The sequence below is a fragment of the Kitasatospora sp. NPDC050543 genome (assembly GCF_044457565.1).
Classification (GTDB): Bacteria; Actinomycetota; Actinomycetes; order Streptomycetales; family Streptomycetaceae; genus Kitasatospora.
In genome coordinates this window covers 234,659-247,488 of record NZ_JBITGZ010000009.1, presented here as the reverse complement: position 1 = coordinate 247,488, position 12,830 = coordinate 234,659, and the positions used below count along the sequence as shown (strand labels likewise).

At 75.2% G+C, this 12,830-nt stretch carries 14 protein-coding genes; 5 read left to right on the top strand and 9 right to left on the bottom strand.

Annotation, left to right across the window (positions count from 1 at the left end; all coding sequences use genetic code 11):
- Window positions 1-123: 123 nt before the first annotated feature.
- Together ACIBH3_RS14670 and ACIBH3_RS14665 are read right to left on the bottom strand one after the other, a co-directional pair.
- The gene (locus tag ACIBH3_RS14670) at window positions 124-618 is read right to left on the bottom strand and encodes a hypothetical protein (RefSeq protein WP_396312307.1); all 495 of its coding nucleotides are present in this window, start codon (window positions 616-618) and stop codon (window positions 124-126) included.
- Between the two features lie 710 nt (window positions 619-1,328).
- A complete protein-coding gene (locus ACIBH3_RS14665; protein WP_396312306.1) occupies window positions 1,329-1,592 on the bottom strand; it encodes a DUF397 domain-containing protein in 264 nt (87 codons plus the stop codon).
- A 378-nt stretch (window positions 1,593-1,970) separates the two neighbouring features.
- On the opposite strand from ACIBH3_RS14665, the gene ACIBH3_RS14660 reads away from it, so the two are divergent.
- Together ACIBH3_RS14660 and ACIBH3_RS14655 are read left to right on the top strand one after the other, a co-directional pair.
- Window positions 1,971-2,507 (top strand): PTS-dependent dihydroxyacetone kinase phosphotransferase subunit DhaM, encoded by a 537-nt coding sequence (locus tag ACIBH3_RS14660; protein ID WP_396312305.1) that lies wholly within the window; start codon window positions 1,971-1,973, stop codon window positions 2,505-2,507.
- Window positions 2,508-2,634: 127 nt separating this feature from the next.
- Entirely contained in the window at window positions 2,635-3,564 is a 930-nt protein-coding gene (locus ACIBH3_RS14655) for an NAD-dependent epimerase/dehydratase family protein (protein ID WP_396312304.1), read from the top strand.
- Window positions 3,565-3,595: 31 nt separating this feature from the next.
- Here ACIBH3_RS14655 and ACIBH3_RS14650 read toward each other — a convergent pair whose 3' ends face one another.
- The 6 genes from ACIBH3_RS14650 to ACIBH3_RS14625 form a co-directional block, all read right to left on the bottom strand.
- Window positions 3,596-4,108 carry an NUDIX hydrolase gene (locus ACIBH3_RS14650; protein WP_396312303.1) on the bottom strand — a complete coding sequence of 171 codons (513 nt, stop codon included), beginning with the start codon at window positions 4,106-4,108 and terminating at the stop codon, window positions 3,596-3,598.
- A gap of 9 nt (window positions 4,109-4,117) precedes the next feature.
- Window positions 4,118-4,801 (bottom strand): NeuD/PglB/VioB family sugar acetyltransferase, encoded by a 684-nt coding sequence (locus tag ACIBH3_RS14645; protein ID WP_396312302.1) that lies wholly within the window; start codon window positions 4,799-4,801, stop codon window positions 4,118-4,120.
- A 92-nt stretch (window positions 4,802-4,893) separates the two neighbouring features.
- Window positions 4,894-5,640: a sugar transferase gene (locus tag ACIBH3_RS14640; RefSeq protein WP_396312301.1), complete on the bottom strand. Its 747-nt coding sequence runs from the start codon at window positions 5,638-5,640 to the stop codon at window positions 4,894-4,896.
- A 33-nt stretch (window positions 5,641-5,673) separates the two neighbouring features.
- Window positions 5,674-6,948 (bottom strand): glycosyltransferase, encoded by a 1,275-nt coding sequence (locus ACIBH3_RS14635; protein ID WP_396312300.1) that lies wholly within the window; start codon window positions 6,946-6,948, stop codon window positions 5,674-5,676.
- On the bottom strand, window positions 6,941-7,774 hold the full coding sequence (locus tag ACIBH3_RS14630; RefSeq protein ID WP_396312299.1) for a polysaccharide deacetylase family protein: 834 nt from the start codon (window positions 7,772-7,774) through the stop codon (window positions 6,941-6,943). The genes ACIBH3_RS14635 and ACIBH3_RS14630 overlap by 8 nt, the downstream gene beginning before the upstream one ends.
- A gap of 305 nt (window positions 7,775-8,079) precedes the next feature.
- Window positions 8,080-8,364 carry a hypothetical protein gene (locus tag ACIBH3_RS14625; protein ID WP_396312298.1) on the bottom strand — a complete coding sequence of 95 codons (285 nt, stop codon included), beginning with the start codon at window positions 8,362-8,364 and terminating at the stop codon, window positions 8,080-8,082.
- 308 nt (window positions 8,365-8,672) lie between these two features.
- On the opposite strand from ACIBH3_RS14625, the gene ACIBH3_RS14620 reads away from it, so the two are divergent.
- Complete coding sequence (locus ACIBH3_RS14620; protein WP_396312297.1) at window positions 8,673-9,743, top strand: polysaccharide deacetylase family protein; 1,071 nt, start codon at window positions 8,673-8,675, stop codon at window positions 9,741-9,743.
- A 168-nt stretch (window positions 9,744-9,911) separates the two neighbouring features.
- Here ACIBH3_RS14620 and ACIBH3_RS14615 read toward each other — a convergent pair whose 3' ends face one another.
- Entirely contained in the window at window positions 9,912-10,706 is a 795-nt protein-coding gene (locus ACIBH3_RS14615) for a glutamate racemase (protein ID WP_396312296.1), read from the bottom strand.
- Between the two features lie 57 nt (window positions 10,707-10,763).
- Here ACIBH3_RS14615 and ACIBH3_RS14610 point away from each other — a divergent pair, with 57 nt between their 5' ends.
- Window positions 10,764-11,930 (top strand): glycosyltransferase, encoded by a 1,167-nt coding sequence (locus ACIBH3_RS14610; RefSeq protein WP_396312295.1) that lies wholly within the window; start codon window positions 10,764-10,766, stop codon window positions 11,928-11,930.
- 24 nt (window positions 11,931-11,954) lie between these two features.
- Window positions 11,955-12,707, top strand: a complete 753-nt coding sequence (locus tag ACIBH3_RS14605; RefSeq protein ID WP_396312294.1) for an SAM-dependent methyltransferase — start codon at window positions 11,955-11,957, stop codon at window positions 12,705-12,707.
- Window positions 12,708-12,830 lie beyond the last annotated feature (123 nt).

The window sequence follows — 12,830 nt, the reverse complement described above, 5'->3', positions numbered from 1 at the left end:
GGAACGGCCGGTGGAGGTCCCTGCGGCCGGAGGCCGGGAGAGGGTCAGCAGTGGGAGACGGCACGACATGTCCGCGACTGTACGAAGCGTTGATCGAAACCGTCAAGCAGCGGGCGCTCCAGGTCAGCCCTGCTGGAACATGTCCGCGGGCAGCGGCTTCAGGAGCTGGTAGAGGTCGTCCGAAATCGGCCGGTCCCAGGAGGCGATGGTGACCTGGACGCCGTCGCTGCGGCCGAACTGGGAGCAGAACACCCGCTCCTCGGTGACCTTGACCTTCTTCACGATCAGCAGGTCGTCGCCGAGCATGACCGGGAAGTCCTCGGCGGAGACGAAGTCCACCGGCTCCTCGTTCTCCAGCGCCGCGAGCAGCTGCCGGACCTCGAACGGGACGCCGTCCTCGCTGTCCCTGGCCGGCGAGCCCTCGGGCAAATTCCCGATGAACATTGCCGGACCTCTGCCACCGAACAGGTCGTACCGAAGGAAGATCCCCTGGCAGGTGCCGTCCGGTGCGGCCATCATGGCGGCGCCGAAATCGCCGGGCCAGTCGCCCGGGTCCATCGCGAGCACGTCGAAGTCCGGGCCTGCGGGCTGGCCGGAGCGACGGCGGAGAAAAGACATGGCAACATCGTACGTGCCCGGCACACCACCTTCGCGGGGTGGGTCGCAGACCGGCCGGAGATCCACGCTCAGAGACCAATGTTGACTCTGAGCAACCGTCCGGGCTACGTTCGGTTCAGCACGACAGCCGTTCTGGGTTCGATCCTCCGGGGGGCGGTTTGTCGCAACGCGGCCCCACACGCGTATCCCTCCACTGTGCGCATCGTCGTGCCGATCAGCCGAGCAACCAGCTTCGCCGCGCCGCGGAGCACCGCAGCACACGACTGCAACACCCACAAACCAACAGTCCGAAGTCACAGAAGCCAGGTTCGCGGGGCCCAGGCCCGTCGCACTCGCGGACCTGCTCGGGACACCGCCGCGTGGGGGCGTGCGGGTCCCGAGCAACCGGCACCGCGTTTCGAGTCGCTCTCGGACCTCGGGGCCAACCTCCCGGCGACTGCCGGCCTCTCACGAGGCCGGGACCGGCCAACGCACCCCGGTGCGCAGGGGATTTCCGGGAGGAGCTCGGCATCACTGCCGGGCACACAGCAGGCGCCGTGTCTGGCCGCGTGGGGGCGGTGGGCACGGCGTCTGCCTGTTCTCAACAACTGTGGGCCGCGCTTGTCGAACAGTCAACAGAAATTATGACGCGTCTGCATCAAATCTTTGACCTCGGGGGATCCCGGCGGCTGCCGCCGGGATCCCGGACTCCGGTACCGGGTGAGGGCGGGTCAGGTGAGGTCGAACTCGCCGTCGCGGGCACCGAGCACGAAGGCGCGCCACTCCCCCGGCGTGAAGATCAGAGCCGGACCGTCCTGCTGCCTGCCGTCGCGCATCGCGATGTAACCCTCGACGAAGGCGATCTGCACGTCCCCGCTGCCCTGGCTGCTGGACTGCCAGACGGCCTCCGTGAGGTCCAACTGGGGCTTGCGGCCGCCCGCGAGGACCTCCGTCGTGCCGGCCGGCTCCGTGCTCGCCCCGATGTCTGCTACCACTGCTGACTCCTCCCGACGTCTACCGGATGCCAGCGTAACCATGCCGGGGCGCGGTACGAGCGCGGTTGGCGAGGACTCCTCCGACCGGGGCGACTGCGCCCGCTCCGACCCCGGGCGACGGCGGGCTGTGGTAGCGGCGAGGCCGGGCGGCGAACACACGGGCCGGGTTCAGCCCGAGCGGCCCGGCGGGCTGCCAGAGTGTGGGAGACCACCCCGTTCCACGAGCAGTACGGCGCGTTCAGCCCCGCTGGCCCGAGCACCCGGGACACCCTGGGACGCCCCCGCCCGTACGCCCGCACACCAGCAGACCCGCAGACCCGCAGACCCGCAGACCGCCGGACCCGAAGTCCGCGGACCCGATCGCCCAGGGAGCAGCCGATGAGCCGCCGGGACGGCACCCGCGCCGATGTCATCCCCATCTCCGACGCCCCGTCGGCCCACCCCCCGGCGCCGCGCACCCCACCGTCCGAAGTCACCGTGCCCAAGCCCACGCCCGGGCGCCCGCCGGGCCACGGCCGGGTCGGGGTGGTGCTGGTCTCGCACAGCCAGGAGCTGGCCGCCGCCACCGCCGAGCTGGCCCAGGCGCTGGCCGGGTCCGAGACCCCCGCGCCGGTGGCCGGCACCGGCGGGCTGGCGGACGGCCCCGGGATCAGCGCGGTGCTGATCGCCGCCGCCACCCGCCGGGTGGACCAGGGGCACGGGGTGGTGGTGCTGGCCGACCTGGGCGATGCGGTGGACACCGTACGGGCGCTGCTGGCCGCGGCGGACGAGCACGGGCTGCCCTTCCCCGTCCGGTTCGCCGACGCGCCGTTCGTGGAGGGCGCGGTCGCGGCGGTGGCCACCGCGACGGCGGGCGGCGACGTCTCGGCGGTGCTGGACGCCGCCGAGGAGGCCTACCGCCAGCGCAAGGGCTGAGCGGCGCCGGCCCTGCCGCGGTGGCGGCCGGTCCGGCCGATCCGCCCCACGCGGGGTGACCGCGCGGCTACCATCGGCACAGGGCCGGTGCAGTCGGGCTCCGGCGGTCGAGGGGGGAACCTCAGCCATGCGCGTGGTCGTCACCGGCGGAGCCGGATTCATCGGGGCCAACCTGGTCCGGGCACTGGTGGCCCGCCCTGAGGTCGACCAGGTCCGGGTGGTGGACAACCTCAGCACCGGCAGCAAGACCAACCTCGCCGGCACCGGCGCCACCCTGTACGAGGGCAGCATCCTGGACGGCGGGCTGCTCGACGAGGCCCTCGCGGGCGCCGACGCCGTGGTGCACCTGGCCGCGCTGCCGTCCGTACCCCGCTCGGTGGCGGACCCGCTGGCCAGTCACCACGCCAACGCGACCGGCACGCTGGAGGTGCTGGAGGCGGCCCGCCGGGCGGGCGGGCCCTACCTGGTGGCGGCCTCCTCGTCCTCCGTCTACGGCGCCAACCGCGAGCTGCCCAAGCGCGAGACGATGCGCACCGCGCCGATGAGCCCGTACGCCGTCGGCAAGCTGGCCACCGAGGCGTACCTGGCGGCGTACCACCACTGCTACGGGCTGGGGGTGCTGCCGCTGCGGTTCTTCAACGTGTTCGGGCCGCTCCAGCCGGCCGGGCACGCGTACGCGGCCGTGGTCCCCGCGTTCCTGGACGCCGCGCTGGCCGGCCGGCCGCTGACGGTGCACGGGGACGGCGGGCAGAGCCGGGACTTCACGTACGTCGGGACGGTCACCCGGGTGATCACCGAGGCGGTGCTCGGGCGGGTGGTGCACGCCGACCCGGTGAACCTGGCCTTCGGCACCCGCACCTCGCTGCTGGAGCTGGTCGGCGAGCTGGAGTCGGTGCTGGGCCGCCCGCTGGAGGTCACCCACACCGAGCCCCGGCCCGGCGACGTCCGCGACAGCCAGGCCGACGACTCCCGGCTGCGCGAGCTGTTCCCGGCGGTGGTGCCGGTGCCGCTGCGCGAGGGGCTGGAGCAGACGGCGCGGTGGTTCAGGACGCTCTGAGCGCCGGGGCGGACGGTCGGCCGACCGCTCGTCAGCCCCGGTGGTGCGAGGGGAGCGGGCCGGAGGTCCGGCCGGAGTACTCGAACACCGCCTCGCCCTCGCAGTCGCGGGCGAGGGTGATCCGGCGCAGTTCTGTCTCCGTCATCTCCGGCAGCGCGTCCAGGTCGAACCAGCCGACCTCCAGGGACTCGTCGTCGTTCACCCTCGCCTCGCCGCCGACCGGGCGGCAGCGGAAGCAGAGCACCAGGTACTGGGTCCGGTCGCCGTTGGGGTACTCCACCACCGGGGTGGCCGACACCGAGGTGAGCAGCTCGGGGACGACCTCCACCCCGGTCTCCTCCCGGCACTCGCGCACGGCGCCCTCGGCCGGCTCCTCACCCGGGTCGAGGATGCCGCCGACCGGGGCCCAGCGGCCGTCGTCCCTGCGACGGGCGAGCAGGACCCGGTTGTCGTCGTCGAGGACCACGGCGACCACCGCGGAGAGCCAGAGCGGACGGGTGCCGACCAGCGAGCGAAGCTCGGCCAGGAATGGGGGAATCGCCATACCCGCACCCTACGCCGGTGATCGCCCGCGCAGGGTCCGGGCGGGCGATCCGACCACCACGTGGCCGGCCGGCACGTCCCGGGTGACCACCGCCGCGGCGCCGACGAACGCGCCCGCCCCGACCGTACGGCCCTGTAGGACGACGGCGTTGCTGCCGACGGTCGAGCCGTCGGCCAGGTGCACCGCGCCGGAGACGTTGCCGCCCGGGTAGACCGTCACCCGCTCGCCCAGCACACTGTCGTGGCCCACGGTGGCGTTGTAGTGGACCTGGCTGTGCGCGCCGAGCCGGACGCCGCTGGAGACGTACGCCCCGCCCATCACCAGGCAGCCGGGGGCGAGTTCGGTCTCCGGCGCGATGATCGCCCCGGGGTGGACGAGGGTGGCCGGCCGGGCCCCGAGGCCGTCCAGCAGGGCGGCCAGCCGCTGCCGGACGGCCGGGTCGGCGATGCCCACCAGGTACCGGGTGCCGGGCGGGACGGCGGCGGGCGCGAGCAGCGGCAGACCGCGGACGGTGGCTGCCCCTGGCCCGCCGGGCCGGGCCGCCGGGTCGGCCCGGTCGTCGAGGAACCCGGCGACCCGGACGCCCGCCGCGAGGGCGGTGTCCAGGGCCTCCCGGCCGACACCACCCGCGCCGGCGATCCAGAGCGGCGGGGCGGGCTCGTTCAGGTGCACGGGCATCGGCGGTACTGGCATCGGTCCTGGCATACCGTCATCCTGCCCTCGGTGCGGCGGGCCGGAGCGGCGGACGGCCGGATGCGGCACCGGCGGGTGCCGGCGCGGGCGGGTCAGGACGCCTCCTCGACGGCCGCGCGGACGGGCTGCGCCAGGCGCGGGCCGGTGGCCTGCCGGGGCAGCACGATGGCTGGCCTGGCGGCCGGAGCGGGCGAAGGAGCCGACGCGGGGACCGCGGCAGAGGCGGGTGCAGCAGCCGGGGCCGACACGGGGGCCGGGGTCTCGGTGGGCGCCGGGAAGCCGGGGTTGACCCCACCCGCCGCCGTGATGCCGCGCGGCCGCAGCAGCACCCCGACGGTCATGGCCAGAATCCGTACGTCGAGCAGCAGCGAGCGGTGCTCGACGTACCAGAGGTCGAGTTCGATGCGCTGCGGCCAGGTGATCGAGTTCCGGCCCCTGACCTGGGCCCAGCCGGTCAGGCCGGGCCGCAGCGAGAGCCGGCCGCGCTGGCGAGGTGAGTAGTGCACGACCTGCTCGGGCAGGGTGGGCCGGGGCCCGATCACGGCCATCTCACCGCGCATCACGTTCCACAGCTGCGGCAGCTCGTCCAGACTGGTGCGGCGCAGCAGGGCGCCGAGCCGGGTGATCCGGGGCGCGTCCGGTTCGCCGGGGAACCTCGGGTCGCGCATGGTGCGGAACTTCAGGATCTCGAACTCCACGCCCCGCCGGCCGGTTCTGGTCTGCCGGAAGAGCACCGGTCCGCCCATGGTGCAGCGGATCAGCAGGGCGATCACCAGGCCCAGCGGGATCGCGATGATCCCGGCCAGGACGGTGACCGCGAGGTCCCCCCCTCGCTTCATGATGTCCATCCCCCTCGCGTGTGTGTGGTGGGCTCAGCCGACCGCCCAGGGCAGGTGTCTGGCGCGGGCGACGGCCGCGTAGGTCTCCAGCGAGACCCGGGCGACGGCGCGCTGGTCGAAGTGCGCCGTGGCGCGGCGCCGGGCTGCGGCGCCGAGCCGCTCGCGCAGGCCGGGCTCGGTGAGGAGCCGGTCCAGCGCGGTGGTGAGGGCCCGGGCGTCGCCGGGCGGGGTGAGCAGCAGGTGCTCGTCGTGGGTGCCGATCTCGCGGCAGCCGCGGATGTCACTGAGCACCATCGGCAGGCCGCCGGCGGCGGCCTCCATGGCCGACCGGGAGAAGCCCTCCCGGTAGGAGGGGAGGACGAAGACGTCCAGGGCGGCGTAGAGCTCGGGCATGTCGCTCCGGCTACCGAGGAACTCGACCCCGGTGCCCGCGCCCCCGGCGGGCGTGAGGGCGTCGGGCTTGTCCGGGTCGTCCGGGCCGATCCACAGGAACCGGGCCTTGCCGGCCAAGGCCCGGGCGGCCTGGAGGTACTCCCGGATGCCCTTCTCCGCGACCTGCCGGCCGACCCCCGCGACCAGCAGCTCCCCCTCGCCCGCGCCCAGCGCGGCCCGGATCCGGGCGCGGGCCGCCGCGCGGTCACCCGGGTCGCCCGCGAAGCGGGTCAGGTCCACGCCGTTGCCGACGACGCGGGAACGGCGGGCGGGCACCGCGCGGGACAGCGCCCGGCGGTCCTCGTCGTTCTGGTACAGCTCCGCGTGCGAGAAGCGCCCGGCGAGGGCCTCGGCGCCGAGGACGAACGCCCTTCTGCCGAACGGGTCGTGGGCCTGGGCCCAGAGGCCGTGGCAGGTGTTGACCACCACCGGCACGCCGGCGGCGCGGCCCAGGATGCGGCCGAGCACGCCGGTCTTGGGGTTGTGGGTGTGCAGGACGTCCGGGCGCAGCCGGCGCAGTGCGGCGAGCAGTTCGCGGGCCGCGGCCAGGTCGGCGCGCGGGTGCCAGGCCCGGGTGAGGGAGTGCAGCGGTTCGTGCCGGACGCCGATCGCCTCCAGCTGCCCGACGTACGGGCCGGGCGCGCTGATTCCGTAGGTCTCGAAGCCGGCGTCCAGGTCGACCTTGAGTTCGGTGGCGAGCAGCAGGTGCAGGCTCATGTCGACGGTGGTGAGGTGGGCGACCCTCAGCGGGCGGCCGCCCGGGCCCCTGAGCCGGCGGGCGGGGCCGTCGGGAGTGGGGGTGGCGGGAGTGGGGGTGGCGGGGGTTGCGGGGCCGTCGGGCGTGGCAGGGGTGGCGGATATCGGGGTGTCAGGCACGGGCGCCGACCGCCTTCGCCGTGGCGACGATCCGGGCGTACGCCCGCTCGGGCAGCAGTCGGCCGTACAGCTTGGCCCGGTAGAAGTCGATCGGGTCGCTGCGGCGGACGGGGACGCGGCGCAGCCGGACCGGGTCGGCGCCCGGCTGGTTGCGGCCGACCTCGCCGGTGGCGGCGGTGCGGAAGCGGGCGCGCAGCGCGGGCTCCATGTGCGGGACGGGCACGCCCCAGGTGTACGCGAAGTGCCGTGGGCGCAGGCCCAGGTGCTGCTCCACGTCGTCGTTGCAGGCGTCCAGCTCGGCGGTGCTGAGCAGCTGCGGGCGGGCGTGACTGCGGGTGTGGTTGGCGATGGTGCACAGGCCCGAGGCGGCCATCTCGCGCAGCTGCTCCCAGCTGAGCGCGGGCGCGCCGGCCGCCTTGGCGGTGGAGCCCTCCCAGGCCATCCGGCCGCCGACGTGGCCGCTGGTGAGGTAGACGGTGAAGGGCAGCGAGCGTTCCCTGAGCAGCGGCCAGGCGTTGTGGTACACGTCGGCGTAGCCGTCGTCGAAGGTGAGGACGGTGCTGGGGGTGCGGCGGCCGGCCTCGATCCGGTCGACGGCCTCGTCGAGGGCGACCACCCGGCCGGGCGGCAGGTCGGCGAGCAGGTCGGCCTGGGCGGTGAAGTCGGCGGTCGAGACGTCCAGCTCGTCGGCGCCGATGCCGCCGACGCGGTGGTAGATCAGTACGGTGGCGCCCTCACCCGGCGTCCGGCCGGCGGCGCGCGCCAGCTGGTGTTTGACCTGGGCGCGGACTCCCCCGGCTGCCGCGGGCGCGGCGGTGTGACGCATCGCTCCCCCCTCTGCGGCGCCCTCCCCGGCACCGTCGAATGGCCTTGCCACCGGCGGTAGTTGGCGCGCCGGACGCAATCACGGTAGGGGGAACTGTGGGGCTGCTGCCGGGGAAATGTGAAAGAAGCGAGAAGGTAGGCCGAAAATCGGTCTGTGTGACCGGTGGGCGGGCGGCTCAGCGTGGACTCCGGACGCGCCGCCCGCAGGGGGACCCGTAAGGGAGGAGAGGGGGGTGGGGCGGGGCTCGGCGGGACGGACGGGCCGGCGGCTCCCCGGGACGTCCCGGGAGGATCGCCGGCGTGCCGTCAGAGCGTCACACCACGCCGGGCGCGGAAGACGGCGAACGCGATCCGGCCGAGCAGCATCACCCCGGCGGCGAGGCAGCCGACCACCGCCATCACCCAGGCGGGGCCGTCACTCTCCGGAACCACCACGGCGACCACGATGCCCACCGCCACGCACGCCAGGCCCACGACCGCCAGCGGGATCTGGTGCCTGACCAGCGCTCCACCACTCCACAGCCGCGCCGCACCGGAGGCGGCGTGGGCCGCCGCGTGGGCCAGAGAATGATCACGTTCCGTATCTCCCATGAGACCCAAGGTACCCCGGACGGGGGCGCGGGGCAGCCCGATGAGCGCGATGACGACCGCCCCCGGAGGCGCGCCACAGGGGCCTCGCGCCCGCTCCGGAATTCAGTCGCCTCCGCGGTACAACCATCTACGGGGTGTGCGGGTCTCCACTACATTGAGCGATCCAGGAGCCGTCCACGGTGAGGGTTGGGAGTCCCCAGCCGTGGACCGGAGAACCGGGGGGCGGAGCCGCCGTTCCCCGGTAGTCGGAGGCCGGGCTCCGCCGTCCGACGGTACCGCCACGCCGCATCGGCGACCGAGGGGGAACCGTGCCGCACACCGAGTCGACGACCGTCGGAACACCGCCGGTCGAGAACCACCATGCCCACGACCGCGTCCACACCCAGGACGCGCCCGAGGCTCAGCGCACCACCACGCAGCGCAGCCGCACCACCGGACGCCACGGCGCCCCGTCGGCGCACGCCCACCCGGACGGGCCCGGCGACTGGCTCCGCTTCGCCCCCGTCCAGCCCCTGTTCCGGGCCAGGGCCGCCCAGCGGCTGGCCGTTCTCGCCTACCACGGAGTGACGGATCCGCGTTCCTTCGGCGCCCAGCTGGACCGCCTGCGGCGGCTGGCCACCCCGGTGTCGCTGGAGGCCGTGCAGCGGGCGGTGGCCGAGCAACGACCATTGCCGGCCCGCAGCGTACTGATCACCTTCGACGATGCCGACCGCAGCGTGCTCACCCACGCGCTGCCCGAACTCACCGCCCGCCGCATCCCGGCCGCCGCCTTCGTGATCTCCGAGCTGATCGGGACGGACCGGCCGTTCTGGTGGCACGAGGCGGACTTCCTCGCCCGGCACGGCGGGCGGGCCCGCTCGTTGGCCGGCGGCCACCCGGCCGGGCTGCTCCCCCGTCTCAAGGCCCTGCCCGACCCGGACCGGCGGCGCAGCCTGCACGAGCTGCGGGTCAGCGCGCGCCGCCGGCCGCCCTGCCAGGAGCAGCTCACGCCCGAGGACCTGCGCGCCCTGCGGGCCGGCGGTGTCGCGATCGGCAACCACACCCAGGGGCACCCGTGCCTGGGCCGCTGTGACGACGCCACCGTCCGGACGGAGATCACCGGCGCGCACGAGGCCCTCACCCGCTGGCTGGGCGAGCCGCCGTCCGCCTTCGCCTACCCCGACGGCGGGCACGACCCGCGGGCCGAGGCCGTGCTCTCCGAGCTCGGGTACCGCCTCGGGTTCCTCTCCGACCACCGGCTGGGCCCCCGGCTGCCCGAGCACCCGTTGCAGATCAGCCGGCTCCAGGTCGACTCGACCACCAGCACCCGCCGCTTCGACACCATCCTGTCCGGCCTGGAACCGGCGTACCGCCGCTGGCGCGGCCGGGCGGTCGCCTGAGACGCGGGGTACTCCCCCGGGCGGGCGGCACTCCTTGCGCGACGGCCCGGCGGGCCCGCCACGGGGTGCCGCCGGCGCGGGGTGCCGCCGGCGCGGGGTGCCCTCGCCGGGGTGCCGCCGGCGCGGGCCGAGCGGGCGGAGGGACGGGAGGGCCGAGGGACGCGCGGGTCAGGCCGTCGGAGCCGGGGCCGGGGCGCCGAGGCTGCGGCCCTGGGGGTAGCGCGCGGCGGCGGGCGGCAGCGCGGCGACGCGGCCGCCGTGCAGCACCGTGAGCGCCGCCGAGCCGGTGGCCTGCGGGCGGCGGCCCGCCTCGGCGATCCGGCGCAGCGCCTGGGCGGCGACCGCGTCGGCGGATCCGTACAGGGTGAGCGCCGGGTGGGAGGCCGGGGCGACGGCGGCGCGGATCCGCTCGGCCACCAGTTCGTAGTGCGTGCAGCCGAGCACGATCGCGGCCGTACCGGCCGGGGTCCGGGCGGCGGCGGCCGCGACGGCCGCGTCCACCGCGTCGTCGTCACCGCGCTCGACGGCGTCGGCCAGCCCGGGGCAGGCCACCTCCGTCACCGCCGCCGTGCCCGCGAAGTCGCGGATCAGCCCGCGCTGGTACGGGCTGCCGGTGGTGGCCGGGGTGGCCCAGATGGCGACCGGCAGGCCGGCGGCGGCCGCGGGCTTGATCGCCGGGACGGTGCCGATCACCGGCAGCTGCGGCTCCAGCTCGGCGCGCAGCGCAGCGAGCGCGTGGACGGAGGCGGTGTTGCACGCGACCACCAGTGCGTCCGGCCGGTGCGCCGCGGCCGCCCGCGCGCAGGCGAGGGCGTGCGCCGTCAGATCCTCCGGCGTACGCGGGCCCCAGGGCATGCTGTCGGGGTCGGAGGAGAGCACCAGGTCCACGTCGGGGCGGAGGTTCCGCAGCGCGGCCGCGGCCGCCAGCAGGCCGATTCCGGAGTCCATCAGTGCGATCTTCACGGGGCAAGACTCTAGTCGATCCGCCTCGCGGGCCCCTCGGTGCGGGAGACTGCCGGGGTGACAGTCCTGCTCTGGGTCTCCGCGCTCTCGCTGCTGGTCTGGCTCTGGCTGGCCTGCGGCCACGGCTTCTTCTGGCGTACCGACGTCAGGCTCCCCGAACGCCGCCCGCCGGAGCGCTGGCCCAGCGTGGCCGTCGTGGTACCGGCCCGCGACGAGGCCGAGGTGCTCCCGGTGAGCCTGCCGAGCCTGCTGGCGCAGAAGTACGCCGGGCAGGCGCGGGTGATCCTGGTCGACGACCACAGCGGCGACGGCACGGGCGCGCTGGCCGCCGCCCTGGCCACCCCGGACGGCCTGCCGCTGACCGTCACCTCGCCGCCCCCGTTGCCGTCCGGCTGGACGGGCAAGCTCTGGGCGCTGCGGCACGGCGTCGAGCTGGCCGGCGAGGTCGACTACCTGCTGCTGACCGACGCCGACATCGCGCACGGCCCGGACTCGCTCGCCGAGCTGGTCGCAGCCGCCCGCAGCGCCGATCTCGACCTGGTCTCGCAGATGGCCCGGCTGCGGGTGACCACGGGCTGGGAGCGGCTGATCGTGCCGGCGTTCGTCTACTTCTTCGCCCAGCTGTACCCGTTCCGGTGGAGCAACCGGCCGGGCGCCCGGACGGCGGCGGCCGCCGGCGGCTGCTCGCTGGTGCGCCGCGGCGCGTTGGAGCGGGCGGGCGGGGTGGCGGCGATCCGGGGCGCGGTGATCGACGACGTGACGCTGGCCCGGGCGGTGAAGTCCACCGGTGGCCGGATCTGGCTGGGCCTGGCCGAGCAGGTGGACAGCGTGCGGCCGTACCCGCGGCTGGAGCAGCTCTGGCGGATGGTCTCGCGCAGCGCGTACGCCCAGCTGCGGCACTCTCCGGTGCTGCTGCTGGGTACGGTGCTGGGCCTGGCCCTGGTGTACCTGGTGCCGCCGGTGGCGCTGACCGCCGGTCTGGTGGCCTGGCTCTCCACACCGGGCGGCCCGCCGGCGGTGGTGACGGGCACGGCTCTCACGGGAGCGGCGGCCTGGGCGCTGATGGCGGGGACGTACCTGCCGATGCTGCGCTACTACGGCCGGCCGGCCACGGCCGCGCTGCTGTTGCCGTTCACGGCGCTGCTGTACCTGCTGATGACGGTTGACTCGGCCGTCCAGCACCGGCGCGGTCGCGGGGCTGCCTGGAAAGGCCGCACGTACTGACCGGGGCTGCGCCACAATGTTCGAATGGACCGTCAGATGATCTCCCGGATCGCCCACCGCCACCATCCGATCGCCGCACCCCTCTCCGACGAGGCGGTGGCCGCGCTGCTTGCCCGAGCGACGTCCCGCGCCGATGCCGGGCGGGCGCTGGACCTGGGGTGCGGCGAGGCCGGCTGGCTGGTGCGGGCGCTGGCGGCGCGGCCGCAGTGGCAGGCGGTCGGCGTGGACCTGGACGCGCAGGCGCTGACCCGGGCGCGGGACGCGGCGGAGGCGCTCGGTGTGGTGCACCGGATCGGGCTGCACCACCAGGACGCGAGCAGCTTCAGCTCGAAGCAGCCCTTCGACCTGGTGCTGAACATCGGTGCGACGCATGTCTTCGGCGGTCTGCTGCCGACCCTGGCCGCGGTCCGCTCGCACCTGGCCCCCGGCGGGCAGGTGCTGGTCGGCGACGGCTTCTGGGAGCGTGAGCCGGGCAAGGCCGCGTTGGAGGGCCTCGGCGTGGAACGCGAGGAGTACGCGGATCTGGCCACCACCATGGACCAGGTGATCGCCGACGGCTGGACCCCCGTCCACGGCCATGTCAGCACCCTGCAGGAGTGGGACAACTACGAGCTGTCCTGGACGGGTTCGCTGGCCGAGTGGGCGGTGGAGTACCCCGGGCACCCCGACGCGCCGGCCGCCCGCGCGGCCGCGGACGCCCACCGCACCGAGTGGCTGCACGGCTACCGGGGCACCTTCGGCTTCGTCACGCTGCTGCTGCGGCGTACCGAGGACTGAGCGGAGCCCGGGTTGTGAGAGGCGGGAGTGGGGGGGGGGGGGGGGCGCCCCCCCCCCCCCCCCCCCCCCCCGCGGGGGCCCGCCCCCCCCGGGGGGGGGGGGCGCCCGGGGGCCGCCCCCGCG

Bases quoted from the DNA above. Each gene is read 5' to 3' on its own strand.
- ACIBH3_RS14670 (WP_396312307.1), bottom strand. From the start codon at position 618: ATGTCTTTTCTCCGCCGTCGCTCCGGCCAGCCCGCAGGCCCGGACTTC.
- ACIBH3_RS14660 (WP_396312305.1), top strand. From the start codon at position 1,971: ATGAGCCGCCGGGACGGCACCCGCGCCGATGTCATCCCCATCTCCGAC.
- ACIBH3_RS14655 (WP_396312304.1), top strand. From the start codon at position 2,635: ATGCGCGTGGTCGTCACCGGCGGAGCCGGATTCATCGGGGCCAACCTG.
- ACIBH3_RS14650 (WP_396312303.1), bottom strand. From the start codon at position 4,108: ATGGCGATTCCCCCATTCCTGGCCGAGCTTCGCTCGCTGGTCGGCACC.
- ACIBH3_RS14645 (WP_396312302.1), bottom strand. From the start codon at position 4,801: ATGCCAGTACCGCCGATGCCCGTGCACCTGAACGAGCCCGCCCCGCCG.
- ACIBH3_RS14640 (WP_396312301.1), bottom strand. From the start codon at position 5,640: ATGAAGCGAGGGGGGGACCTCGCGGTCACCGTCCTGGCCGGGATCATC.
- ACIBH3_RS14630 (WP_396312299.1), bottom strand. From the start codon at position 7,774: ATGCGTCACACCGCCGCGCCCGCGGCAGCCGGGGGAGTCCGCGCCCAG.
- ACIBH3_RS14625 (WP_396312298.1), bottom strand. From the start codon at position 8,364: ATGGGAGATACGGAACGTGATCATTCTCTGGCCCACGCGGCGGCCCAC.
- ACIBH3_RS14605 (WP_396312294.1), top strand. From the start codon at position 11,955: ATGGACCGTCAGATGATCTCCCGGATCGCCCACCGCCACCATCCGATC.